This window comes from Paenibacillus peoriae KCTC 3763 (assembly GCF_000236805.1).
GTDB classification, from domain to species: domain Bacteria; phylum Bacillota; class Bacilli; order Paenibacillales; family Paenibacillaceae; genus Paenibacillus; species Paenibacillus peoriae.
In genome coordinates this window covers 99,956-125,732 of sequence record NZ_AGFX01000041.1, presented here as the reverse complement: position 1 = coordinate 125,732, position 25,777 = coordinate 99,956, and the positions used below count along the sequence as shown (strand labels likewise).

Here is a 25,777-nt window from a genome sequence, read left to right as displayed (position 1 = left end):
AGCTATACAACGATATCCTGCTCCTATAACATTTGTATGTACAAATGAACGATATGCTATAATCGTGGAATACAAACGGGTACACGATATTGCAAGTACGGAGGAAATTATGGCACCCAAATATATACAGGTTAAACAGGAAATTTTATCATGGATTCATTCATCCAAACTGGAGCCTCAAAGCCAGCTTCCATCTGAACATGAAATGTCTGAGCAATTTGCCGTTAGTCGGCAAACAGTGCGTCAGGCGCTGGGCGAGCTGGTACAGGAAGGCTGGCTGTTTCGCATGCAGGGCAAAGGGACCTTTGTCGCGACACGAGATCGTAAGCAGCCTGAAGATCCACGGACGATTGGGGTGGTTACGACCTATATATCGGATTATATTTTTCCCTCTATTGTACAGGGAATTGAATCCAAATTAAGCCGTCAGGGCTACAAGCTGCTGCTGTCCAGCACAGGGAATGACCCCGAGCAGGAACGCCAGTGTCTGGAAATGCTGCTGAGTCAGCCGCTGAGCGGGATTATTATTGAACCGACCAAAAGCGGGGAGCGCAATCCCAATTTGAATTATTACTTGACCGTGGAAAATCGCCAAATCCCTTATTTGATGATCAATGCGCGTTATGAGGAAATGGATGCGCCTTGTCTGCGTGTGGATGATGAAAAGGGTGGCTTTTTGGCGGCTGAGCATTTGATCAAGCTGGGTCACCGACGGTTGGCCGGATTTTTCAAAACCGATGATATGCAGGGAATTTTGCGTATGAAGGGATTTGTGGCTGCTCACCGCAAATATGGGGTGACATTACACCCGAATGCAGTAACGACTTACCGGACAGAAGAAAAAAATGAGCTTCCGTTACAACGTGCATCGGAGCTGTTGGCGATGGAGGCGGGGGAGCGCCCGACCGGATGGGTGACCTATAATGATGAGCTGGCTGTTCGACTGCTGGATATTGTACGTTCGGCGGGCCTGAGCATTCCCACTGACTTATCGCTGATTGGGTTTGATGATTCATTTTTGGCGACAGCAACGGAAATCAAACTAACGACCATTCGACACCCCAAGGAAGAATTGGGGCTGCGTGCTGCCGACACCATGCTGTCGATGATTGAAGAGAAGGGATATCGTGAAGAGGATCGTCAGTGGATTATACCGCCTGAGCTTATTGTTCGCGAATCCACGGGACCAGCTTCGGAATATACCCGGGAAACATAAAAACAAAAACATATCCATTTCTTTATTCTTAACATGTAAAGACAAGTTGGTGAGAATACAGCTTCTAAGCTGCATATTTTATTGACATGCTTCTCATCACGCTTCTCGTCATACCAAGCAGCCTGTTTTCTCAATTGCAGAAAATAGGCTGTTTTTACTATGTTTTTTCTGAAAACGGGTGTGGAAATTGATCGAAAAATGAGATAAAAAAAGACTGGCTAAGTTGTACGTACAAGTGTATAATGAAAGCGGAACCAAGGGTAAAGGGCCATTACGGCCCTCCTGTCATTTTCTATTTGAAGTCGGGTTCAGTCACTTCCATTGCAGATTTCAGAAATGATAGTAAAAGGAGTGTCTTATACATGTTGGAACAATTGAAAAAGGAAGTATGGGAGGCCAATCTGGCTCTTCCAAAGCATGGTCTGGTTACTTTTACTTGGGGAAATGTAAGCGGTATCGACCGTGAGCAGGGATTGGTTGTTATCAAGCCAAGCGGTGTGGCCTATGAAGACCTGAAAGCCGAGCAATTGGTTGTGCTTAATCTTCAAGGTGACATTGTTGAAGGTGATCTTCGCCCTTCGTCAGATACACCTACACATTTGGCGTTGTACCGTGCTTTCCCGCAAATTGGAGGCATTGTGCATACCCACTCTTCCTGGGCTACAAGCTGGGCGCAAGCAGGACGTGCGATTCCGGCGTTAGGTACAACTCAAGGCGACTATTTTTATGGAAGCGTTCCATGTACGCGTGCGATGACTGCGGAGGAGATTGCCGGGGAATATGAGCTGGAGACAGGACATGTGATCATTGAGACCTTTAAGGATATTAGTCCAACAGACATCCCGGGTGTACTCGTGAATCAGCACGCGCCGTTCACTTGGGGTAAAAATGCTCATGATGCAGTTCATAATTCAGTTGTGCTGGAGGAAGTCGCCAAAATGGCATACCGTTCCCTCATCCTGAATCCGGAATTAACCTCGATGGATCAGGCGTTGCTGGATAAGCATTTTCTGCGCAAGCATGGGGCAAATGCCTATTATGGGCAAACGAAGAAGGAGGAGGCACACAAATGAGCAAGTATACCATTGGTGTCGATTATGGAACGGAGTCCGGGCGTGCGGTCATTGTTGACCTGTCAAATGGAGCTGAAATTGCTACACATGTAACACCTTATCGCCATGGGGTTATTGATGAAGTATTGCCTGGCAGCGGACGCAAGCTGGAAATGGACTGGGCGCTGGAGCATCCGGCTGATTATATTGAAGTGCTGACCACTTCTGTACCTGCAGTTATGAAGGAAACGGGAATTTCCCCAGACGACATCATCGGGATCGGAATTGATTTTACAGCTTGTACGATGCTGCCGATCGACGCACAAGGGCAACCGTTGTGCTTTGATGAGAAGCTGAAGGATAACCCGCATAGCTGGGTAAAGCTGTGGAAGCACCATGCAGCACAGGATGAAGCAGATCGTTTGAATGAAATTGCTACGCAGCGCGGAGAGGCGTTTCAGCCCCGTTATGGAGGGAAAATTTCTTCCGAATGGATGATCGCAAAAATCTGGCAAATTCTGAATGAGGCACCGGACATTTATGATCAGACAGACCGTTTTGTGGAAGCGACCGACTGGGTTATTTCTCAGCTTAGTGGAGAACTGAAACGCAATCAGTGTACAGCTGGTTACAAGTCCATTTACCATCACCGCGATGGTTATCCGGACCGTGAATTTTTTAAGGCACTTGATCCGCGTCTGGAAAATCTGACAGATACAAAGCTGCGCGGTGAAATTTATGACCTGGGTAGCCGGGCAGGTGGGTTGACAGAAGAAATGGCTGCCAAACTTGGCCTGAACCCGGGGACAGCGGTAGCGGTAGGCAATGTGGATGCACATGCGGCTGTTCCGGCAGTAGGCGTCGTTACACCAGGCAAGCTGGTCATGGCGATGGGAACTTCTATTTGCCATATGCTGCTGGGTGAGGAAGAAAAAGAAGTAGAAGGTATGTGCGGCGTTGTAGAGAACGGAATTATCCCAGGATATTACGGATATGAGGCTGGACAATCGGCAGTAGGAGATATTTTCGCTTGGTTCGTGGAGCATGCTGTTCCGGCTGAGGTAAAGGAGCAGGCAGCTGCGGAAGGCGTAAACGTCCATGTATGGCTGGAGCGTAAAGCGGCTGAATATAAACCGGGTGAAACCGGATTGCTGGCCTTGGACTGGTGGAACGGTAACCGTTCTGTGCTGGTTGATACCAACCTGACAGGTCTGATTGTCGGGTATACGCTGTTGACGAAGCCAGAGGAAGTGTATCGTACATTGCTGGAAGCAACAGCATTCGGCACACGTAAAATTGTCGATGCGTTCCATCATAATGGTGTACCGGTAGATGTATTGTATGCGTGCGGTGGATTGCCGCAGAAAAACCGTTTGCTGATGCAAATTTATGCCGATGTAACCGGGCGTGAGATCAAGGTGGCAGCTTCTACCCAAACGCCTGCGCTGGGCGCGGCTATGTTCGCAGCCGTGGCTGCGGGAGCTGAAGCCGGGGGGTATGACGATATCGTCGAAGCAGCGCGCCATATGGCACGTGTACGGGACGAAAGCTTCAAGCCGATCCCTGAGAACGCTACCGTATACGATAAGCTGTACGAGGAATACAGCCGTCTTCACGACTACTTTGGACGTGGAGGCAACCCGGTCATGAAAAAGCTGAAGGCGATCAAGGAAGAAGCCGGACGTTCATCAGAAGTGACAAGCACTCAATCTTAAGAGTTAAAGAACATATAAATCAGAAGCCTCGTGAGGCTCTATGGTATCTAAAAAAGCACAGTACACCGAGAAATCGGCAAACTGTGCTTTTTTTTGCTTGTTATATTGTGTGAATCGCATGGTGTGAAAGTCTCATCAAATGAAAGATGGTAATGCGTTCCTTTCAAAGACTTTCATGAAAACTACAATAGTTTCGTTTTAAGGGACATTTTTACTTTTTCAGCATGGCATCAGCAAACAAAATGGATTTGGGAATACGGAAAAACTGTTCCGCCTGATCCTGGAAGGTTTGCGAAGGAACGGTACCCTGGTGCAACCATTTTCGGAATGTGCCGGGATGGACGCCAATCCAATGACTGACATCGGTCACCGAAATATCATGAACCATGCATAGACCCGCCAAGATCCGATTTTTGACCGGAGAACGAGTTACAGTCCGTTTCATAAAACGAGACGGTGCTGGTTGACAGATGAGCGGTGAACGCCGAACAACCTCTTCATTAAACAGAATATGGTGCGGATAACCAAGTGTATTACACGTCTTTTCCAGATTGGTGTTGCCAGGAATACGGCCTTCATATACCCACGCGCTGACGCTGCGTGAGGAGATGGAAAGCTCTTCGGCAAGTTGGGACAGTTTAATGTCATTCGCCATCAGAACGGCAAGCAGAACGCGATTGCGTACTTGACAGCGTGTTGGCTTGCGAAAACGTTTAACACGCACACCTTTTCCCAAATATTTGCGATTGATCAGAGACCACGCCTGAATGGAATGTTTGTCTTGTTGTTTAGGCATATATCCTCCGATTTTTTTAAACACATACTACTATATCCGAAGGGGGCTTTGCAAGTGACTCTCCTCCTGATTTTCTTTTAATCCCATGGGCTTAACCGGTTTATGGAAAATAAGGACCATTAGGCCTATAAAATTGGAAGTTTAAGGTGCCGATATTTAAAAAGTGGTGTTTTTTATGGAAATGGAGGTAATATGTTCTTTTCTTGTGATCGTAAGATTTTTAGAGAGAAAAATGGTTTTTTAGCTCAACATGTTATTTTTGCAACGAGAAAAAGGAGGGTTAGCAGTTAGATGCTTTGTAAAAGGGTAATGGTAATACTGCTTGCTTTTTTTAGGGATGGTATTTAGGTGGTATGGAAAATGTAGTAAGAATATATTGATCAAATGAAGAATATGATCCGATTGATGTAACAAGGTTTATTAATGAAAGAATAACTGGTGTTTATATGTCTGAGGGGAATTACCTCTCATTAAAGAGAAAACATGATAACATATAAAGCCTTGAGTGAAATAATTTCTCAAGGTCTTTTTTTCCTACCCAGTACCGCATGAATCGGGCATCTCCAAATGAGTTTACCTCTTATCAGTCCCAAGTGACATTCTCTAATGCAGGTATCTATTGCAATGATAGAACCACATGAACGACTGCAATTATTAAAGGAGTGGAAAGTTACGGATAGATCCCTACCATCCTATTTTTTGTTATATTCACTTGAGTTCCATCCATAGATGATTTATTCACAATTTTGTAACCTATCGGACAGTTGGGGTTGCGAGATTGTTGTCAAATTGTTTTCCTATATTTACTTACTACAGTCTGGTAATCTATTAATATATATGGGGGACGAAAAAGACGTTTGAGTTCAGTCGGTTGAGATGCGTTTATGTTCTAAATGTTGAGTGAATGTCTATATTGCCATGTCTATATCGTCATGTCTGTATAACTTCATAGACAAGCTAGAGATAGCTCCCGCAGATAATAAAATACAGCACAGGATGGTGTAATGGATGAAACTTTTACAAGTAAAATGGATGGCAGTATGCTTGATGGCAATCTGTTGTTTGGGGCTGCTGGGTATACATACGAATACGGCGAGTGCACAAGCGAAGACTCCTTTGCTAGGGGTCAATGATGTGTTACTAGATTCCAATACGATTCATCCAGTGATGAAAAATGACAAGTTGTATGTACCTATCGTTATATTAGGGCAAAAGATGGGCATTTCTGCTTCGGCAAGCGGAAACACACTGATATTGACTGGACATAACCGCAGCTTTACGCTGAGTCTGACCGAAGGTGATGTTTTTGAACGTGGAGGACGTACGATGGTGCCAATCCGAACTTTGACAGATGCATTCGGATTTACCATCACCATTCCGTCAAGTAATCTGTATCGTATTCAAAACGCAAATGCCAGTCTGTCTGATGCACAATTCGTGAATAAATTCGCGGCAGAAATCAAGCAGCATGCGGCTGTCAAGCCAGGCAACACAGGTAATACGGGGAATGCTTCCTCATCCAGCCGTACGATTTATTTGAGCTTCGACGATGGTCCTACAGCGCACACCGGACAGCTACTGGATATTCTGGACAAATATAATGCCAAGGCTACTTTTTTCATGCTGGGACCAGAAATTCGTCAACATAGTGCTGTGATGAAGAGAATGGTAGAAGAGGGGCATGGTCTGGGTTTACATGGAATGAGCCATCAGGTAAAGAAAATCTATGCATCTCCTGCAGCAGCACTTGCAGAAATGAATCAGGATAATGAGATTTTATTCCAGGCCACTGGGAAACGCACTGCTCTAATTCGTACGCCTTATGGCAGCAAACCGTATTTGAAGAAAGCCTACCGCGACCAACTGACAGGTGCAGGCTATCATATTTGGGATTGGAATATAGATTCGAATGATTGGCGTTATACCAAAAATCCCGAGCATTTTGTAAAGACTGTTCTAAGTGATATTCGAAGATTGAAAAAGCAGGGCAGAACACCTGTCGTCCTGATGCATGATAAGCCATCTACGATCAAGGTGCTTCCACAAATCATGGCGGCATTGCAAAAAGAAGGCTATTCGTTCGAGCCATTGAATAACAACCTGACTCCGCTTAATTTTTGGAACGATCATCGTTAATTGAATAGAATGAATGGTGAGAACCGTGGATAAATTCCACGGTTTTTTGTTGTGCCTACAGACTCCGCTTGGCGTTTGTTATATGAATCTATGAATTAGCATCCATAACAGGTTATATGGCTTTACGGGTTGCTGCGTCGCTGCATATATTACAGTAACCGCCCCGAGAGGAGGAGTAGGTATGAATATTAATCCAGGCATGTTTAGTGTGTTTTGCGCTACCACAGGAGCCATTATTACGTTTGCTTTTGGCGGCTGGAATCAGCTGATGGTACTATTCACATTTGCAATGGCTATTGATTATGTGACAGGAGTTGCCGCAGCGATTAAGACTGGACAAGGTCTGAGCAGCAAAGCTGGTTTTTGGGGTTTGATGAGAAAGGCTTTTATGCTAATGGTAATTTCTTTGGCACATCACGTGGATCTCCTGATGGGGACGGAAATTATGAAAGGAGCAGCGACGTATTTTTATTTATCCAACGAACTGATCTCTATTACGGAAAACTGCTCACGAATGGGTCTGCCGCTCCCACCGAAGCTCAAGAGTTTTTTTGCTCTGCTGAAGGACAAGGAGTCTGATGGGAAAGATGGAGGAAAAGATCGCTAGAATTACAATGCTTCTTTCCGTATGTGGGGCGTTATGATAAAATTTTCAAGAGAACATTTTAAGATAAGGAGCCTATACGCATGATTAAACATATTGTTTTGTTCAAGTTAAAAGACCGCTCCCCTGAAAGCATTGAGCATACGGCATCCATTTTGCGCAGCATGAATGGCAAGATCAAAGAATTGCTGTCGCTCGAGGTAGGTACGGATGTAATTCGTTCAGAACGATCTTACGATATTTCTCTTACAGCTGTTGTCGAAACACTGGAGGATCTGCAAACGTATCAGGTACACCCTGTGCATCAGGAAATCATTGTACACATGAATGAAGCGAAGGATGTATCTATCGCAGTTGATTATGAAATCTAAAGTGATGACTGGAGGTGAAGTAACTTGTATTATGTCAACCGGGAACAAATTGAGCTTCGCCTAGAGGCCGTTCCCGATATTGCCGCAGGACTCCGCCATATATCTGGCATCTGGAACGGGGAGTTGTTGCAGGGGCTGGTGCAGGAGCGCTGCCTTCATCTGGCAATTGAGACGGTAACGGACGTAGGAAGCTATATCATTGACGGATTTATTATGCGCGACGCCAGTAGCTATGAAGATATTATCGGTATCATTCATGAGGAAGGCGTATTGGATGATACCGTATTTCGTTCGCTGTTAGAGTTGGTATCTTTGCGTAAACCTCTAGTACAGGAGTATTTTCATTGGGACCGGACAAGTCTTCACCCGCTCACACCTAAGCTGCCTGAGTTGCTGGAGCATTTTGTTTTCAGCGTGCATGATTATTTAAATAAGGAATTGGGTACGCAGCCCGAGGGAGTGTAAAGGCAAAAGTGACGGATAAGTATATCGTACCCGAAATGCCTACCAGGCGCATGATTATGACACTATTGAAAACCCAGGGACCTGTGGGCGTCGGAAGCTTGGCAGCTCAATTGGGCATTACCGAAATGGGGGTGCGCAGGCATCTCAAATTGATGGAGCAGGATGGGCTGATCGTAGCTACGATTGTGAGACAGGCGATGGGACGTCCGACGTTTTTATACAGTTTGAGCGAGCAGGGCAGTGAGCAGTTTCCCCGCAATTATGATCATCTGCTGCTGGAACTGTTAGAGGAACTGGATGAAGAGCAGGGAATGGAAGCCGTTCACTCTCTGTTTGATGGTAGAAAACGAAAAATGATGAAGCGATACGCCCCACATATGGTAAGTGAGACTACACTGGCTTCACGTGTGGAAAAGCTTTCAAGTATTCAGAACGCTTCTGGCTATATGGCAGAGTGGCGCGAAGAAGCGGATGGCAGTTACTCTCTTGTGGAGTACAATTGCCCCATCGCTCAAATTGCAGGCCGCTACCGTAAGGCTTGTGAATGTGAGCAGCAAATGTTTGAGGAGCTGCTTGATGCCGAGGTGGTTCGTGAGGATTGTTTGGCAGATGGAGGCCGTTGCTGCTTGTACCGTATCCGCTCCCGAAAAAAGTAAAAGCTTTTTCTGGCTTGTTCCCTGTATCATGACAAGCTTTCCGTGCTTATAATGCACTAACAGATGGGCATTCGCCCGGGCACAAGGGAGAGATGATGATGAAGGAGAACTACAAAAGCTTTATCCGTGGCGCGTTGGCAGGTAGTCTTGTCGGTTCACTGGCTGCGTTGTTATTTGCCCCCAAGTCAGGTCGCGAGTTGCGTCAGGATATTACAGATCAGGCGCGTCACGTAACCAACAAGGGACAAGAGCTTGCGGGGAAAATTTCAGATACCTCAATCGAGTATACGGACAAGATTAAGGAAGCGGCCTCAGCCGTCATTCATGAAATTGGGCAATGGCGTAAAAAAGACGGCGAAATTATTCATGAGGCCAGCGTTTCATCCACACCTGTTCAAGAGGATACAGAAGAAGATGCTCTGTAATTGTCTGTAAGCGATAGGTGAGATAACTGAGTATCGTTTGGATTCGTGGCTTCTCCCATCCGGGTGAAGCCTTTTTGTTGCTCACTTCATCGTTTTAGGGTAATCTTTTGGGGTACCTTTTACTTGATTGCGACATAAGATATGTAGCAACGGATAACTTCCCGATAGGGAACAACTTATATTTGAACAAAAAAGGAAGCGGTGTGTACGTGCAGCAAGCGATTGCAATATTGGATTCCGGTGTAGGAGGTTTGACGGTTGTCAAAGAAGTCATGCGTCAGCTTCCGCGGGAAAAAATCATTTATTTTGGAGACACTGCGCGCACCCCGTATGGCCCCCGACCATCGGAAGAGGTTAAGAAATTTACGGAGCAGATGGTTGATTTTCTGATTCAGTTTGATCCGAAAGTCATTATTATTGCTTGCAATACGGCAACAGCCGCGGCATTGGACTATATAAGCCAAAAGGTGTCCATTCCGGTGATTGGAGTCATCCATCCCGGGGCTCGTGCTGCGATCAGCGCAACTACCACCGGACATGTCGGGGTGATTGGGACTGTCGGCACCATCCGAAGCGGAGCATACACAGCTGCGCTTAAGCAGTTGTCTCCCTATGTAGACGTGGTGAGCCACGCTTGTCCTGCGCTTGTTCCTTTGGTGGAGCAAGGACAGTTCCATTCAAAGACGACATCGCAGGTTGTAGAGGAGTCGCTGAAGCCCATTCAAGCGTATCCGATGGATTGCCTGATTCTGGGTTGTACACATTATCCTTTTTTAAAGGAAACGATTCAGGAAGTGATGGGTCCTGCGGTGAAGCTGATTAGCTCGGCAGACGAAACGGCTCGTGAGACGAGTACCATTTTGTATAACAAGGGCAGGCTGGAGGCCGGGGATGAAACGCCGGTGCATCAGCTTTTTTGCTCCGGTGATCCGAAGCTGTTTCAACGCATTGCCGCCCAGTGGCTCGGGGAGCAAATTCGGCAAACCCCTGTCGTCTGGCAAGTGACCAACCTGGATTGACGAGACAACCGTCTTCTTTGTCATTGGACAAAAGAAGACGGTTGTTTTGCTTTTCGCTACATCAAGACACGCAGCATCTGCATAACATGCATTAAGGCAGATGGAAGGGGCGTAGAAGATGAGAGGATACATCGTTCAAAAAGGAGATACATTGCACCGGGTCGCCTCGGCTTTTAAATTAACGGCGGATACCTTGATCGCAGATAATCCGTGGGCCACCACTCAACCCTATCTGATTTGTGGTCAAGTGTTATATATTCGTCCGTCAGCGGATCGTCAATACGTCATTCAGCCCGGTGGGTACGCAAGGCAGATTGCCAAGCAGTTTGGTGTGGAACTTGATGAACTGCTGCTGGCGAATCCCGAACTTGCGGAGCATGAGTTTGTGGAAGGGCAAACAATTGTTATTCCTGATGGTCATCAGGATCAGATTGTACGTTTGCGTGGAGAGTATGGGTATGAGGATTTGATGGAAGACCTTGCGGCCTTGGCCCGCAGGTATCCGTTTATTGAAGTTGGCAGCATCGGCACGAGCGTCATGGGGAAGGATATCCCTTATGTACGCATCGGGAAAGGAGCACGAAAAATTCACGCCAACGCCTCTGTACATGCTAATGAATGGCTGACGACGCCTTGTTTGCTGCGTTTTATAGAACAATATGCGCAAGGAATTAGTGCTGCCAGGGAACAGGAAAAAAGGGAGTTCCGGGGGGAGCGAGCGAAGCAATCGGGGACTTCATCATGGGTGTATGGTGGTTCTCCGCAGGATTTGCTGGAGCACGCCTCGTTATGGGTGGTACCGATGGTCAACCCGGACGGGGTAGAACTGGTGCAGCAGGGTGTGCTTCCGACTCATCCGATGTATCGAAACCTCAGAAAATGGAATGAAGGCCGTGCTGATTATCGGGGGTGGAAGGCGAATATTCGTGGTGTCGACCTCAACGATCAATTTCCGGCGTATTGGGAAGAGGAGGTGCGCAGACGGGGTAAAACAGGGCCGTCTCGAAGAGACTATGCAGGACCTGCACCTTTGTCTGAGCCGGAATCCAGGGCGCTTGTCGAGCTGACGGAGCGCGAACAGTTTGATATGGTGTTATCCATCCACAGTCAGGGACAGGAAATCTATTGGAATTATCGGGATCTGGAGCCCAAGGAGAGCAGAGATTTGGCCTTGCGGCTAGCTGCCGCGACAGGATATCGGGCGATAAAGCTCAGGGGGAGCGATGCAGGCTACAAGGATTGGTTTATACAGCGGTTTGGTAAACCGGGGTTTACAGTTGAGGTCGGTCTGGGCGTAAACCCGCTGCCCATGCGTGATTACGACGACATTGCAGCAGAAGTGGGTATGTTAATGGTAGCAGTGCTATCATGGTAAAAGACAAAGCCGACTGAAACGCAATGATTCATTCGTACGTATGTAGGGGAACACGTTTTTTACAAGTGTTCCTCTTTATGTATCCCTTAACGGGTATATATACTACTTAGGAGCATTGGAAATGGAGTGAACAACCTATGAAGTGGAAAAGATTACTGTCTCTCCGTCAATGGTCACATGTATTTCGGCGTATGCCCCGATTGATTACCTCTTCGAGGATTCCCTGGAGTGAAAAATTACTTTTTGCCGTTCCAGTGCTGCTTTATTGGGTGCTGCCTGATGTTATGCCCTTTATGCCCATTGATGACATTGGGGTGACACTGCTACTCATGAATTGGTTTGTAACCCGCGCCGAACGAAAGTATCCTGAGGTACTTGAAAAGCAGCATGTACGTGTTCGGTAGACGTAAATATATGAATTTCGTGATTGCGATTTTTTGCGATTTTCTTTACAATAGGAATATTGCCTTTTGTTACACAGAGAAAAATTATGTGGTGTGATAGGTATCCCAAAGACCACATTTCATTTAATGAAATATGAAGGAGATGGAGTTATATGAACTGCAAAATTACTCGTAATGCAGCTAAAGTATTAAAGCTTGAACTGGATAAGGCAGAGAACCAAGGAAAGAGCTTGCGCGTTGTCATTACTCATGCTCACGGAGATCATGCTCATTACGGCCTTGATTTGGACACGCCTAAAGAAACAGATACTGTAGTATCTACAGATAAAGGTATTGATGTTATTTTGGAAACAGGTCAGCCACTGCTGGATGGTGTGAAAATTGATTACTTGTACTTCCCCCAAGAAGGATTCGTCATTACTAACCCTTCCCAAGGCAATCACGGCGACCACTAGGCCGAAGCACGGAGGGATGAAATATGGCCAATGATATTCGCGTATGTGATGAATGTAATCATATTCGCTTGAAAACGTTCTTGCCCAAATTGCAAAAGATGGCACCGGATGCCGAGATCAAAATCGGCTGCAAATCGTATTGCGGTCCTTGTGGAAAACGGGCGTTTGTGTATGTGAACGGACGTTATGTGAGTGCGGCCACAGAGGATGAGGTCTTGGAAAAGGCTGCGCGTTTTATAAAATAGCTCCTGGTGTACAGGATTCACAACTTTTTGCATAGTTCCCCTTCTTCTGATCCATGCTAATGGGTGTAGACCACTGCCCAGAAGGAGGAGTGACTCATGGCCCAGTATGATTCCAATCTCGACGATCACAGTGTCGAGGCCCAAACGCAAAACTCGGTAGACAAGCTCCACAATGCTGTGTCTCAGGCGTTGTCACATCCGGCTGAGCAATTGATTGAGCAGGCGGAGCAGTCTCGTACCCATGCAGAGCATGCCATACAGCAGGCGAAGGATAGTCTTGGTGACGATGCAGTAGAAGTTGCCGAGGACATGCTGGATGAAGAGGTAGGGCGGCTTGAGCAGGCGAAAAAGACGCTGCGTCCCTAGGCATTCGTCATTGCACATGAGCGCAGTCTAGCGACTGTGAATACAAAAATCCCGATCAACAGCACATATAGGCTGATTGATCGGGGTTTTTTGTTTCCCTCGTCACTTATTCGTTTGTGATTCCCACTGGCGAATGAGGTCGTACGTGATGACCTGATCGGAAATGTTCAACCGATTGAGAGCCTCGGTATACCCCGGCCCACAGGCGTTCACATCCGTAGGCTGGCCTGTAGACAGGTTGTAACAGGTCCCTTTGGAGAATGTACCATCCTCAGATGGAATGTAGTACACTTGACCATCCGTGAAAGCACCGCTGCGCAGTACGACCATACGTGATTTCCCGCTAAACAGATCATTCCCCATAAAATGATAGGGTTTTGTAGAGATCCCGAGCAGATGCATTACGGAAGGCGTCAAATCCAGCTGTCCTGCCGGTTCCGTGTAGGTCCCAGCATGACTTCCGTCAGGAAGATGCACAAGCAACGGCACCTGGTTCATGATCTTCTGCATGTCCAAGTCTGTGAGTGGCTTGCCCAGAAACTTTTCATATAGTGCTTTATCTTTAATAGAGTTGTCATGATCCCCGTAGAACATCAGGATCGTATTGTCCCACAAACCGTCTTCCTTCATCTGCTCTACCAGTTCGCCCAATGCTTCATCTACATAATGGACGGATTTCAGATAGTCTCCGAACATTGTGCCTTCAAACTCGCCGACGTCCAGATCTACTGCGTCAGGGGACAGGTTGTACGGATGATGGCTGGAAATGCCGACCATATAGGCATAGAACGGTTGTTTGACTTCGGTAGTGAGATCATTGAGCGTTTGACGGAAGAAGGATTTGTCTCCCAATGACCAGCCCAGTGGCTCATCTATTTCAAAATCTTTTTTACTGTAAAACTTGTCATAATTCATCGCCTTGTACATCGTGTAGCGGTTCCAGAAGCTGCTGTCGTATACGTGAAATGCATTTGGACTATAGCCAGTATCCTTTAAAATAGAAGGCAATGTATCGAATTTATGGTCTGCATAACGGATGAATACCGAACCCGTAGGTAGCGGATGCAATGAAGCATGTGTAGAAAAGTCCGCGTCCGAAGTGCGACCCTGTGCAGTTTGGTGAAAATAATTGTTGAAATACATACTTTCCTGCATCAGCTTGTCAAAGTTAGGCGTAATCGCTTGACCGTTGATCTGTTTACCGATAAAAAAGTTCATGAACGCTTCAGCTTGAATGACCATCACATTTTTGCCTTTATATTTGCCGGACAGGTCATTTTTCACTTGAAGCAGCTTCTGATGCTGATTAAACCATTCCTTGTCCTTGTTGGATTCTGCTTGAGCCAATGTAGGCTGAGATCCAAAATGATCCTGACCATAGCGGTAGATATCATATCCGTGGAATCCGATCAATCCGGTTACGTTGTATAAGGCCATCGACCACCAATTACCGACAAATATGCCGCTTGCCCACGTGGAGGTATAATATTTGATCGGTCCAAAGGTGAAAATATAGCCAATCAGGAAAGCCAGAGCGCCTTTGGAGAAACAAAGCAGAAATCTCTTGGTCAGCGAGCTTCGGGATGTTTCCACATAAGTATCATTTGTTGTGTACCGACGCCTTAAGGAAGCGACGAATATCAGATACGGAATAAACAGAATCCAGTCTGCAAAAAAGAAAATATCCCACCAGTACATAAGGGATAGGATGCTTCCCCCCAGGGAATCAACTTGTCCGGCTTGAAGCAGGACGGGAATCGTAATGAAATCCTGAAAATACCGATAATAGACCATGTCGGAATAAATGAGCGCGGTGAGCAGAATATCGAGCACCACTAGCGCAACCAAACGTCCGCGACGTGGCAGCCATAAGGTCCAGAAGCTCACAAGCAAGAGCGAACCAATAGCGATGACATAATCCAGTGTACTCATGTCAATATTTTGGGCATGCAGGCTATGATGAATCAGTACGAGCTTGCCAATCATAAATACAAAAAACAGTCCTAACCCGAAATATCGGGACAGCAGTAATCTGCTGAACATGTTTCCAGTGCGACTTGCACTGGCCGTGCGAATAACCAACACTTTACCCCCTTCGGCAGAAATGTTCGGCTAGTATAAACTATAGATTAACATAATGTTAAAACCGAAATGCCTTTAATAATTATAGCGCTCATCTGGCGCATTTCAATGATTAAGTAAAGAAAATACAGCATTTCCCTTTTGGTAATAGATGAGCGATACAGTTTATTAGGCTGTGCAGCACAAACCAGGCCAGGAGTCGAACGAGGGTTCGTTTCCTGGCCTGAGCTTCATCTATTTAGGACTGCGACGGCGAAATATCTTTGCGACGCGGAGGTAGAGGACCTAGATACTGATAGTATTGACATTCAATCCGGCCGTTAAACAGCTTGCGGCGCTTGTCCGCCTTGCGGCCCCAATAATGCTCAAATTGCTTGGTGGAACTGATCGCAAAGAAGGACCAGGTCTTCATTTCGGCTGCCGTGCGTGCGAGTGTACGGATTAGCTTTTCCACCTCGGCTTGCTCGCTCAGTCTTTCGCCATAAGGTGGGTTTGTAATCATTACACCATACTGGCCCTCGAGTCTGACCTTGCTTGCAGGCATCACCTTCAGTGAGATGTCTTTAGCGAAACCTGCTGCCTTCACAGCCGCCTCCGCCACTTCGATGGCACTTGGGTCAATATCGCTGCCTGCAATCTCAAAAGGAATATCATCGCGGGTCAAATCCATCGCCTCGTCGCGAGCTTGATTCCATAACTCTTTGCCAAGGACAGGCCAGTTCTCAGAATTAAAGGCGCGTCTCAGGCCTGGCGCAATATTCCAGGCTTGCATGGCGGCTTCGACCAATAAAGTACCGGAACCGCAGCACGGATCGTAGAAGGGGCGATCTGGGCTCCAGCGGCTAAGCTGAATAAGAGCAGAAGCCATCGTTTCTTTGAGTGGGGCCTCGGTAACAAGCTTGCGGTAGCCGCGTTTGTGCAGCCCTGGCCCGGTCGTATCAAGCGTCAGCAATGCCCGGTCATTCAAGAGAATGACCTCAATGACGTAACGAGGGCCGTCCTCGGCAAACCAATCTGTGTGGTAGGTTTCCTTGAGCTTTTCTACAATGGCCTTCTTGACGATTCCCTGACAGGCTGGTACGCTACTAAGCTGTGATTTGTGCGAACGTCCCTCTACGGGAAACTCACCATCCACAGGAATCCAATCCTGCCATGGCAATGCTTTGGTGCCCTCAAACAGCTCGTCAAAGGTCGTTGCGGCGAATTCACCCATTTTAATAAGAACGCGATCTGATGTGCGAAGCCACAGATTACATCGGCATATATCTATGTAATCCCCGGAAAACACGACGCGGCCATTCTCGACGGTCAGATTCTCATACCCGAGTTCTCTGAGCTCCCGGGCCACGACGGCTTCAAGTCCCATCGGTGCAGTTGCAATTAGTTGCAGTTGAGTCATTAAACGTATTCACTCCGTCCCCATAATCATGTAAGCTTGGTTCAATCCCTATAGTATAGGTCATTGTACACAAAGAGACAAATCAGTCAGGCAAATCATTCGGACAAATCGTTTACGAAGGACACCGTGATCAACCTGCGTTATGATAAAAGCAAGAAGGAGAGATGAAACATGGAAATTACACCAAATATGACGCCTGAACAATATGTAGACCAACTGGTACAGGAGGATGAAGCGCTGCGCAGCATCAGGGAGGCGATCATTGGAGAGGGGATGCCGGAGGTATCGGTTGCTCATCCCTACGGCAAGCTGCTGACTTTTTTAATTGAGGTGTCCGGTGCCCGGGAGGTGCTGGAAATTGGCGCACTGGGCGGATACAGCGGATTATGTCTGGCCCGTGGGCTGGGGGAAAAGGGACGAATTGTATCATTGGAGCTGAAAAAAGCTTATGCGCTACTTGCGCATAAGCATATGGAGGACAACGGTTACGGTGACCGTGTCGAATATCGTATTGGGCCTGCAGTGGACAGTTTGAAGGCGCTTCAGGAAGAAGGACGAACCTTCGACTTTTTTTTCATTGATGCGGATAAGGAAAATTACCCGGTATATTTGGAATATGCGATTGCTCTGGCGAAGCCGGGTGCCATTATTGCCGGGGATAACTGCTTCCTTCGTGGACGTACGCTGAATACAGATAAAAATGGGCCTGCCGTACAGGCCGTGAGACGCTTTAATGAAACGATCGCTACAGACCCGCGTCTGGTCAGCACGCTTTTGCCAGCCTATGATGGTTTAGCACTAGCAAGAGTAAAATAGCGCGCAGCCTCCCAGCTTCTATAGCTGCACCAAAAAGAACCTCCTTGTCCACAGTAACGTGGAGCGGAGGTTCTTATCTGTTCTGGAGGGCTAATTCCAGCAGAGGGTTGTCTTACCTGAAATCATGCGTGGTCTTATGACTAAAAAGCTTTATACGTACCCAGAATATGTTGAGGATCAGCAGGACACCTGACATGATGAACAGTCCTTCGATGCCGATAAACCCGGACAGTACCCCGCCAATAACAGCACCCAGCATATTCCCTAGCGCCAGCGAGCTGGTATTGAAGCCGAAAGAACGGCTTTCCATACCTTCCGGCGTATACAGCCGAATCAGTGCATTTACACTTGGCAGCAAGCCTCCCATAAACACACCCATAAAAAAACGGATAATGACAAGTTGCCAAACTTCATTGACAAAAGCCTGCGGAATGAGCATGACTGCCGTTCCGAGTAGTGAGAGGGTCAAAATTTTGTGTGCTCCTACTTGGTCACTCAATCTTCCAAGCAGCGGTGCAGCTACCATATTGGATACGCCAGTAATGGCCGTTACAAAGCCAGCAATCAGTGCGATTCCTTCTGCGGAGCCATATAACTTTTGCACATACAATGGCAGCAGAGATACCGTGCTGATCATGGCAAACTGGAGCAGGAAGGTTACGGTGAACAAAGCTGGGAGCTGAGGCGTATGGCTTAGCTCCTTTAGTCCGGCAAGAACCGAAATTTGCGGAGTGCGTGCGGCTTCCGTTTTGCTGAAGTTTTCTTTAACCAGAAACATTGCAATTAAAGAGGCGAGGAAAACAAGAGCTCCTGTAATGTAAAAGATCGGTCTGAACCCGACCCAGTCAGCCAAAAAGCCACCTAGCAGAGGGCCAAGAATCGTGCCAGCCATCTGGCCAGATTGCATAATGCCCATAGCGAATCCAGTTCGCTCTTTAGGCGTGGTACCCGACACGAGGGAAATGGAGGCCGGGTTGAAGCCCGAGATCGTACCGTTCAGCAGACGAAGTGCCAGCAGCTGCCAAGGATTGGTGACCAAGCCCATGCATCCGATCACGAGAGCCATACCGAAGCCTGAGCGAAGCAGCATGACCTTGCGCCCATATCGATCAGCCAGCTTGCCCCACAGAGGCTGGAATATAAATGAGGTCATAAAGTTTGCAGCAAAAATAACTCCGGCCCATAGACCGATATCGTGCTCTCCCTTTACATGGAGGTCATGAGCCAGATACAGGGCAAGGAACGGAGTTACCATTGTAATACCTGCGTTAACCAGAAACTGACCGAACCAAAGCACTATAAGGTTGATTTTCCATGTCTCCCACGATTTCAATGTGCGCTCACTTCCTTTCTGCCGTTCTTTTTCTGTAGTCATAAATGCTGATCTATCTATAATTTCTCCGGAGCTTCAAAAAAGCCATTCCTCTAGTATAACACATTTCATTGAAACTTTATCCAAATGTCATGGGTTTGTCATGGTTTGTTCGAGAGCGGCGGTTGTTACGACTCTTGAAAAAGGGCATAATGAAACATAGTATTTACGATTCGAACTGGAGGCTGAAGTCATGACCTACAATGATACCTTTATTCGCGCTTGCCGCAAGCAGGCTGTGGATCATATTCCCGTATGGTACATGCGGCAGGCCGGAAGGTATGATCCTGAGTATCGCAAAATTAAAGAAAAATACACGTTACTGGAGATTTGCCGCCAACCCGAGCTGGCCGCAGAAGTGACTTTAATGCCCGTGCGCAAGCTTGGGGTAGACGCTGCTATTTTATATTCTGATATTATGAATCCGGTAGCCTCGCTTGGGGTTGATTTTGATATTGTCAAAAATATTGGCCCTGTTATTGATAATCCGATCCGGTCAGCTGCGGATGTAGACAATCTGCGCCCGATTGATGTGGAACGCGATCTGGGTCATATTTTGGAAACGATTCGTATTTTGGACCGTGAACTGAAAGTGCCATTAATTACGTTTGCTGGAGCACCTTTTACAATTGCAAGCTATTTAATAGAAGGAAGACCATCCAAAGGATATATTCGCACCAAAGCGATGATGTATGGTGAGCCTGAGCTGTGGCATCGTCTGATGGATAAGCTGGGGGATATGGTTATTACATACGTGCGTGCCCATATCGCTAACGGCGGTAAGGCATTTCAATTGTTTGATAGCTGGGTAGGCGCGCTTACGCCTTATGATTTCCAGACTTTTGTGCTGCCAACCATTACACGTATTTTTCATGAATTGTCCGATCTGAATGTACCCAAAATTTATTTTCCGGGTGTAAGCTCCGGTGAGTTGCTCCCCCACTTAAATGGGGTAAAGGCCGATGTGATTGGACTGGACTGGCGGGTAAGTATACCTGAAGGACGTCGTCGTCTGGGGAACGGTTTTGGTGTGCAGGGCAACCTGGACCCTTATGTGCTCACTGCCCCAATGGATGTTATCAAGCAGTATGCAAAAAAAATCGTAGATGAAGGAATACTGGAGCCAGGATATATTTTTAATCTGGGGCACGGATTATTTCCTGAAGCCTCGCTAGATAAATTAAGAGAGCTTACCGAATATGTACACGAGTATTCCCGCTCCGTTTTGCCAAAGAATTGACATTAGAAATATTCAAGGGGTGACTGCTAATGAAAACCAAAGTGGGCGTATTGGTCATGTCCTACGGGACGCCGGAGAGTCTGGATCAGGTGGAAGCCTATTATACACATATTCGTCGCGGCAATGCCCCCTCGCCGGAGCAGTTAAAAGAATTGAAAGACCGCTATGAAGCTATTGTGGGCGGTGTTTTCCCGCTGCGTCAGAATACGGATCGTCAGGTTCAAAACCTGCAGGAAACCTTAAATCGGGAGAATCGCAACCCGGACATTGAATTTATCTGTTACCAGGGACTCAAACATGCCAAGCCGTTTATTGAGGATGGTGTGGGAGCGATGGTGCAGGATGGCATCCGTAAAGCGGTGGGTGTCGTGCTGGCTCCCCATTATTCTGCTATGAGTGTTGGCACTTACATTAAACGTGCGCAGGCCAAGGCACAGGAGCTTGATCTGGCCATCAATTTTGTGGAGAGCTATCATCTTCATCCAAAGCTGATTAAGACGCTCACCGAGCGTGTGAATGCCAAGCTGGCGCTTTTTGAAGAAGCTGGGGCCAATCGGGACGAGGTTCGTGTTCTGTTTAGTGCACACAGTTTGCCTGAGCGGATTCTGGCTATGGGTGATCCCTATGTGGAGCAATTAATGGCTACATCGCAGGCTGTTGCAGACAAGGCGGGAATTACCAATTGGCAGTTTACGTGGCAAAGCGCTGGCCGTACAGCAGAGCCTTGGCTGGGGCCTGACATTTTGGATACCATGCACAGTCTCAAGGAAGAACAGGTAGAGTATGTGCTCGCTGCGCCAGTTGGCTTCGTATCCGATCACTTAGAAGTACTATACGATCTGGATATTGAAGCACAGGCTTTGGCGAAGGAGATGGATATGCGTTTTCAGCGCATAGATTCACTCAACAGTGATCCGCTGTATATGGAGACGCTTAGTGATGTCATCATAGACCAATGGAAAAAGGGATGAGGACATAATGGAGCAAAAATTACGCAAGATTGTGATTGTAGGTGGCGGCTTGACCGGACTTAGCGCAGCTTTTTACACACGGAAAATGTACAAGGAAGCTGGCTATACACCACGAATTACACTGGTGGAGAAAGCTCCTGTGCTCGGCGGCAAAATTGAAACGCTGCATAAAGACGGGTTTGTGATTGAAAAGGGACCGGATTCCTTTCTGGCTCGTAAAACGGCCATGGTAGACCTGGCGAAAGAGCTGGAGCTGGATCATGAACTGGTAAGCACGAACCCCGACGCCAAAAAGACGTACATTTTGCATGAAGGAAAGCTTCATCCGATGCCTCCCGGTCTGGTATTGGGCATTCCAACAGAGCTGGAACCATTTCTGCGCAGCGGATTGATCTCCTTGGGTGGGAAATTACGGGCTATGATGGATTTCGTCATTCCGCCCCGCCGTGAGCCGGGAGATGAGGCGTTGGGTGATTTTATTGAACGTCGACTGGGCAAGGAAGTGCTGGAGAATGTGACCGAGCCGCTGCTGGCCGGTATCTACGCCGCCAACATGAAGACGCTAAGTTTGCAGGCGACGTTCCCGCAATTTGCTGAGGTTGAGCAGCAATATGGAAGCCTCATTCACGGGATGATGACTGGGAGAAAACCAGCCGAGACGCATACGGGAACTAAAAAAAGCGCCTTTTTGACCTTTCGTCAAGGCCTGCAAAGTTTGGTCCATGCGTTGCTGAATGATTTGCATGACTGTATTTTGCGCACGGGAATTGCTGTTACCGAATTTACAAAGACAACAGAAAGTGAAGATAGCGCCTATCGCGTTATACTGGACAATGGAGAGACGTTGGAGGCGGACGATATTTTTGTAACGACTCCAAACTTTGCTGCTGCACCACTCTTGCGAGAACATGTGAATGTGGCTGCACTAGAGGCCGTAAATTATGTATCCGTGGCAAACGTGGTCATGGCCTTCGATAAAAAAGAAATTGAGAACGTCTTTGATGGTTCCGGGTTTCTCGTTCCCCGCAAAGAGGGACGCAGTGTGACGGCTTGTACGTGGACATCTGCCAAGTGGCTGCATACTAGCCCGGATGACAAGGTACTGCTGCGCTGCTATGTTGGGCGAGCAGGAGCGGAAGAAACCGTGGACCTGCTGGATGATGATCTGATTGCGCTGGTACGGCAGGATTTAAAAGAAATGATGGGAGTTACGGCGACTCCACTGTTTACGGAAATCACACGTCTTCGCAATTCCATGCCGCAATATCCAGTTGGGCATCCGCAAGCTATAGCCGATCTGCGGGAAGAACTGCGAACTGCCATGCCGGGAGTGTATGTTTTGGGCGCTGGCTATGACGCGATCGGCTTGCCGGATTGCATCCGTCAGGCCAAGGAGTGGGCTGCTAATGCCGTCCAAGCGACACAGCAGGAAGCGGTCAGGGTACAGGTGTGAATGTTCGATGATGAACCCTTCGTGTTCCAGACGAGGGGTTCTAATTATATTGGAATTTGATATATAATGGAGAAGGTGAAAAATTCACCAAATAAAAGGAATTCATGTATATGCTATGGCATAGAAGGAGTGAAGAATGTCCCCCTCCAGATCAAAGCGAAATGAAGGTAGGAAGAAAGCGAGAAAAACCAAAATAGGCAAGGCTTGGATTATGACGAATCTTGTCCTGCTGCTTATGATCATAGGTCTTTTCGGTTATTATTACATATTTGAACGCGGCAGCAGCACACTTGCGGACAACGGAGAGCTTTCGCAATCAGCGAAGAAAATCTCATCAGAATCTGCTGGGGAAGAACGGTCTTCTGGTCCGGTGAGTAAAAATGTTACAGCCTTGGCAAACAATCAGCTGAACGAAGGCCCCAAGCCGGATGAGCGTGCTACTAATGATGGAACAAGGCAATCTGTTGATCCTGTTGCAGAGCCAGACCATCGTTCCAAGGCATCACTTGATAACCAAGTCTCTGAAGGTGATCCCCTTGCATCGGATTCATCTAAGGGAAAAGGCGGGCAGGTCTGGAGGGATTCTACAAGCAAAAATACCTCAGGAAGCGAACCGTCTACCGATCCAAGCGCAACAGGAGATATAAATAAAACTGAGGCGGACGGTGAAGCGTCACCTACAGTTACGCTCCACTTTGCAGGGGATGTGCAGTTTTCCGGTAAAGTCGAGCAGCGGTTGGAGAAAAACGGATTTGATTTCCCATATCAATATCTCGGGAACCTGTTTCGTAAAGACGATTTGACGATTGCCAATCTGGAAACACCGGTGACAACGGGTGGTGTCGGTGCGTTAAATAAAACGTACGTGTACAAATCTTCTCCCAAGGCGTTAACTGCATTAGCAGCGGCAGGGATAGATGCTGTAAATTTGGCCAACAATCATATTTTGGATCAGGGCATAGGCGGATTGATGGATACGCTGAAATATCTGGATGGACAGGGGATAGCGCACGCTGGAGCGGGACGTAATGCACAAGAAGCGTATGCACCGCATTATTTTGAACGTAAAGGCATTAAAATTGCGTTGTTAGGAGCTACACGTGTCATACCTGATGCCAATTGGAATGCAGGTGCCAAACAACCTGGTGTTGCCGGAGCATATGATTCGACTGCCATCGTGAAGTCCATTCGCGAGGCACGAAGGCAGGCAGATCTGGTGATTGTCATTGCCCATTGGGGGAAGGAGCGTGCCACTACTCTGGAGCCACATCAAACCGAGTTGTCGCACGCCTTTATTGATGCGGGGGCTGACCTTGTAATAGGAGGTCATCCGCATGTGCTTCAAGGCATGGAGCAATATAAAGGCAAATGGATTGCATACAGCACTGGCAATTTTATTTTTTCTAAATCAACGGTTCCGGCTACTTGGGATACAGCGATATTCCAGGCTACTTGTACCCGGCACGGAGCCTGTGATATGAAGCTGATTCCTTGCCGGGCGGAGCTGGGTCAGCCGATCCCATTAAAGGGTGCGGAGGCCAGCCAAATTTTGCAGAGAGTAGCAGCCCTATCCCCGAAAAATGTTTCGATAGGCACGGATGGGACAGTAAGCGCTCATTAAAAGCTCAAAAGTTTTCGGTACGGGAAATGACGGTAACGGTCGTATGACGAACCCCTTAATGATGGAGGTCATGATTGGGATGAAGCATTTGTGCGTGGCTCACCGCGGTTTTTCAGGCATTGCTCCCGAGAATACGATGGCGGCCTTTAGGCTTGCGCTGGAGCAGCCGTTTGTACACTGGATTGAGCTGGATGTACAACTATCAAAGGACGGTGTTCCGGTGGTCATTCATGATTTTACGCTGGAGCGAACGACGAATGGGACGGGACGGGTAAAGGATTTGGATTGGAAAGAGCTGCAACAACTAGATGCAGGTGGCTGGAAAAATGCAGAATATCGCGGAGAAAAAATCCCTTCTCTCGCACAGGTGTTGGATTTCTGTCGCGGCCGGGTATCACTCAATATTGAGCTTAAAACAGCGGGCGATATGTATCCAGGTCTGGAGAAAGCCGTACTCCGTGAAATAATGATGAGGGACATGGAGGGTGAGGTGGTATTGACCTCCTTTGAGCGTGCTGCTATACGCCACACCAAAGAGCTGGCACCTGAGATCCGTACCGGACTCATTATCGACGCGCGTCCGGACGATTTGGCGAAGCAACTGGAGAAGCTGCAATGCTCTTTTTTATCCATGGGCTATCCGCGTCTGGATCGTAGTCTATTGAAGAATCTGATAGGACATGGTATTACGGTTATGGCGTGGACGGTGGATGACCGTCGTATCATGCGGAGATTATCCGCACTACATCCTGAATTGATGATTTGTACCAACTGGCCGGATCGCTGGGAGCAGGCTTTTTTGCATTCCAAGCACCGATTGTGGCATTATATACGTAATCTTTTTCGTTAAATCAATGTACTACATATGTGGGAAGGATGGCGGTTGTAATGAACACGGAAATTCGTAATGTTTACTGTGTCGGACGCAATTATAAGCTGCATGCAGAGGAATTGGGGAATGATGTTCCTACAGAACCGATGATTTTTTTAAAACCTTCCCATGCGGTTGTACCGCTGGATGGTGCTACGCTGGAGCTTCCTCAGGGGAAAGGTGATATTCATTTTGAGGCTGAGCTGGTTGTGGCTGTCGGGCGTAATTACGAGCCGGGAATGTCCGCAGATACGTGTCTGAGCGCTTTTGCATTCGGCATTGATTTTACGCTGCGTGATGTACAAAGTGCTCTTAAGAAAAAAGGTCATCCATGGACGGCTGCCAAGGGCTTTAAGTCGGCTGCTCCTGTGACGCCTTTCCTGCCCTTGGAGAATCTGGACGTATTGGGGCAACAGGATTTTAGCTTGCTCAAAAACGGACAGGAGGTGCAACGCGGTCATATCAGGGATATGATTTTTTCCATCCAGCATATCGTTGAATACATAGCGACTCATTATGGGCTGGGTGAGGGCGATATCATTTTTACAGGCACCCCGGCGGGTGTTGGACCTATCACAAGCGGGGATCACTTCGAGCTTTTCTGGGGAAGTGATCGTCAGGGAAGCTGCACCATCGCCTAAACAGTCTGTGA

General features: G+C 47.4%; 26 protein-coding genes. 22 read left to right on the top strand and 4 right to left on the bottom strand.

Translation table 11 applies throughout. The features are described from left to right. Positions 1–109 precede the first annotated feature (109 nt). The 3 genes from KQI_RS0121670 to KQI_RS0121660 all read left to right on the top strand — a co-directional run bounded on the left by KQI_RS0121670 (position 110) and on the right by KQI_RS0121660 (position 3,983). Complete coding sequence (locus KQI_RS0121670; protein ID WP_010348971.1) at positions 110–1,216, top strand: GntR family transcriptional regulator; 1,107 nt, start codon at positions 110–112, stop codon at positions 1,214–1,216. A gap of 362 nt (positions 1,217–1,578) precedes the next feature. Then, entirely contained in the window at positions 1,579–2,289 is a 711-nt protein-coding gene (gene araD / locus KQI_RS0121665; RefSeq protein WP_010348970.1) for an L-ribulose-5-phosphate 4-epimerase, read from the top strand. Continuing rightward, positions 2,286–3,983: a ribulokinase gene (locus tag KQI_RS0121660; RefSeq protein ID WP_010348968.1), complete on the top strand. Its 1,698-nt coding sequence runs from the start codon at positions 2,286–2,288 to the stop codon at positions 3,981–3,983. The genes araD and KQI_RS0121660 overlap by 4 nt, the downstream gene beginning before the upstream one ends. A gap of 211 nt (positions 3,984–4,194) precedes the next feature. Here the strand turns inward: KQI_RS0121660 and KQI_RS0121655 are convergent, their stop codons facing one another. Further along, on the bottom strand, positions 4,195–4,779 hold the full coding sequence (locus KQI_RS0121655; protein WP_007429779.1) for a helix-turn-helix domain-containing protein: 585 nt from the start codon (positions 4,777–4,779) through the stop codon (positions 4,195–4,197). Between the two features lie 1,008 nt (positions 4,780–5,787). On the opposite strand from KQI_RS0121655, the gene KQI_RS0121650 reads away from it, so the two are divergent. The 12 genes from KQI_RS0121650 to KQI_RS0121595 all read left to right on the top strand — a co-directional run bounded on the left by KQI_RS0121650 (position 5,788) and on the right by KQI_RS0121595 (position 13,300). Continuing rightward, on the top strand, positions 5,788–6,915 hold the full coding sequence (locus tag KQI_RS0121650) for a polysaccharide deacetylase family protein (RefSeq protein ID WP_010348967.1): 1,128 nt from the start codon (positions 5,788–5,790) through the stop codon (positions 6,913–6,915). A 181-nt stretch (positions 6,916–7,096) separates the two neighbouring features. Continuing rightward, positions 7,097–7,522, top strand: coding sequence for a phage holin family protein (locus KQI_RS0121645; protein ID WP_010348965.1), 426 nt, complete (start codon positions 7,097–7,099; stop codon positions 7,520–7,522). Positions 7,523–7,602: 80 nt separating this feature from the next. Beyond that, positions 7,603–7,890, top strand: a complete 288-nt coding sequence (locus KQI_RS0121640; protein ID WP_007429783.1) for a Dabb family protein — start codon at positions 7,603–7,605, stop codon at positions 7,888–7,890. A 24-nt stretch (positions 7,891–7,914) separates the two neighbouring features. Next, positions 7,915–8,355 (top strand): DUF86 domain-containing protein, encoded by a 441-nt coding sequence (locus KQI_RS0121635; RefSeq protein WP_010348964.1) that lies wholly within the window; start codon positions 7,915–7,917, stop codon positions 8,353–8,355. 8 nt (positions 8,356–8,363) lie between these two features. After that, positions 8,364–9,011, top strand: coding sequence for a helix-turn-helix transcriptional regulator (locus tag KQI_RS0121630; protein ID WP_010348963.1), 648 nt, complete (start codon positions 8,364–8,366; stop codon positions 9,009–9,011). A 98-nt stretch (positions 9,012–9,109) separates the two neighbouring features. Then, positions 9,110–9,436, top strand: coding sequence for a YtxH domain-containing protein (locus tag KQI_RS0121625; RefSeq protein WP_010348961.1), 327 nt, complete (start codon positions 9,110–9,112; stop codon positions 9,434–9,436). A gap of 209 nt (positions 9,437–9,645) precedes the next feature. Next, a complete protein-coding gene (gene racE / locus KQI_RS0121620) occupies positions 9,646–10,455 on the top strand; it encodes a glutamate racemase (protein WP_029390279.1) in 810 nt (269 codons plus the stop codon). 118 nt (positions 10,456–10,573) lie between these two features. Continuing rightward, positions 10,574–11,830: a M14 family metallopeptidase gene (locus KQI_RS0121615; RefSeq protein WP_010348958.1), complete on the top strand. Its 1,257-nt coding sequence runs from the start codon at positions 10,574–10,576 to the stop codon at positions 11,828–11,830. A 137-nt stretch (positions 11,831–11,967) separates the two neighbouring features. Beyond that, positions 11,968–12,234, top strand: coding sequence for a hypothetical protein (locus KQI_RS0121610; protein ID WP_010348957.1), 267 nt, complete (start codon positions 11,968–11,970; stop codon positions 12,232–12,234). A gap of 152 nt (positions 12,235–12,386) precedes the next feature. Continuing rightward, positions 12,387–12,689 (top strand): iron-sulfur cluster assembly accessory protein, encoded by a 303-nt coding sequence (locus KQI_RS0121605; RefSeq protein ID WP_010348956.1) that lies wholly within the window; start codon positions 12,387–12,389, stop codon positions 12,687–12,689. A 23-nt stretch (positions 12,690–12,712) separates the two neighbouring features. Beyond that, positions 12,713–12,934: a YuzB family protein gene (locus KQI_RS0121600; RefSeq protein WP_010348955.1), complete on the top strand. Its 222-nt coding sequence runs from the start codon at positions 12,713–12,715 to the stop codon at positions 12,932–12,934. A gap of 96 nt (positions 12,935–13,030) precedes the next feature. Further along, positions 13,031–13,300 (top strand): hypothetical protein, encoded by a 270-nt coding sequence (locus KQI_RS0121595; protein WP_010348954.1) that lies wholly within the window; start codon positions 13,031–13,033, stop codon positions 13,298–13,300. 102 nt (positions 13,301–13,402) lie between these two features. On the opposite strand, the gene KQI_RS0121590 is transcribed toward KQI_RS0121595, so the two are convergent. After that, positions 13,403–15,385: an LTA synthase family protein gene (locus tag KQI_RS0121590; RefSeq protein ID WP_029390278.1), complete on the bottom strand. Its 1,983-nt coding sequence runs from the start codon at positions 15,383–15,385 to the stop codon at positions 13,403–13,405. A 235-nt stretch (positions 15,386–15,620) separates the two neighbouring features. Then, the gene (locus KQI_RS0121585) at positions 15,621–16,781 is read right to left on the bottom strand and encodes a THUMP domain-containing class I SAM-dependent RNA methyltransferase (RefSeq protein ID WP_010348952.1); all 1,161 of its coding nucleotides are present in this window, start codon (positions 16,779–16,781) and stop codon (positions 15,621–15,623) included. Positions 16,782–16,952: 171 nt separating this feature from the next. Here KQI_RS0121585 and KQI_RS0121580 point away from each other — a divergent pair, with 171 nt between their 5' ends. Beyond that, complete coding sequence (locus KQI_RS0121580) at positions 16,953–17,597, top strand: O-methyltransferase (protein ID WP_010348951.1); 645 nt, start codon at positions 16,953–16,955, stop codon at positions 17,595–17,597. Between the two features lie 112 nt (positions 17,598–17,709). Here KQI_RS0121580 and KQI_RS0121575 read toward each other — a convergent pair whose 3' ends face one another. Beyond that, positions 17,710–18,972, bottom strand: coding sequence for an MFS transporter (locus tag KQI_RS0121575; protein WP_138984827.1), 1,263 nt, complete (start codon positions 18,970–18,972; stop codon positions 17,710–17,712). 190 nt (positions 18,973–19,162) lie between these two features. Here KQI_RS0121575 and hemE point away from each other — a divergent pair, with 190 nt between their 5' ends. From hemE to KQI_RS0121545, 6 genes are all read left to right on the top strand, one after another. Further along, a complete protein-coding gene (hemE, locus tag KQI_RS0121570) occupies positions 19,163–20,209 on the top strand; it encodes a uroporphyrinogen decarboxylase (protein WP_010348949.1) in 1,047 nt (348 codons plus the stop codon). A gap of 29 nt (positions 20,210–20,238) precedes the next feature. After that, a complete protein-coding gene (gene hemH, locus KQI_RS0121565; RefSeq protein ID WP_010348948.1) occupies positions 20,239–21,180 on the top strand; it encodes a ferrochelatase in 942 nt (313 codons plus the stop codon). Between the two features lie 7 nt (positions 21,181–21,187). Then, positions 21,188–22,633: a protoporphyrinogen oxidase gene (gene hemY / locus KQI_RS0121560; protein ID WP_010348947.1), complete on the top strand. Its 1,446-nt coding sequence runs from the start codon at positions 21,188–21,190 to the stop codon at positions 22,631–22,633. Positions 22,634–22,769: 136 nt separating this feature from the next. Continuing rightward, positions 22,770–24,254 carry a CapA family protein gene (locus KQI_RS0121555; protein WP_010348946.1) on the top strand — a complete coding sequence of 495 codons (1,485 nt, stop codon included), beginning with the start codon at positions 22,770–22,772 and terminating at the stop codon, positions 24,252–24,254. 79 nt (positions 24,255–24,333) lie between these two features. After that, entirely contained in the window at positions 24,334–25,104 is a 771-nt protein-coding gene (locus KQI_RS0121550; protein WP_010348945.1) for a glycerophosphodiester phosphodiesterase, read from the top strand. Positions 25,105–25,142: 38 nt separating this feature from the next. Beyond that, positions 25,143–25,766: a fumarylacetoacetate hydrolase family protein gene (locus KQI_RS0121545; protein ID WP_010348944.1), complete on the top strand. Its 624-nt coding sequence runs from the start codon at positions 25,143–25,145 to the stop codon at positions 25,764–25,766. Positions 25,767–25,777 lie beyond the last annotated feature (11 nt).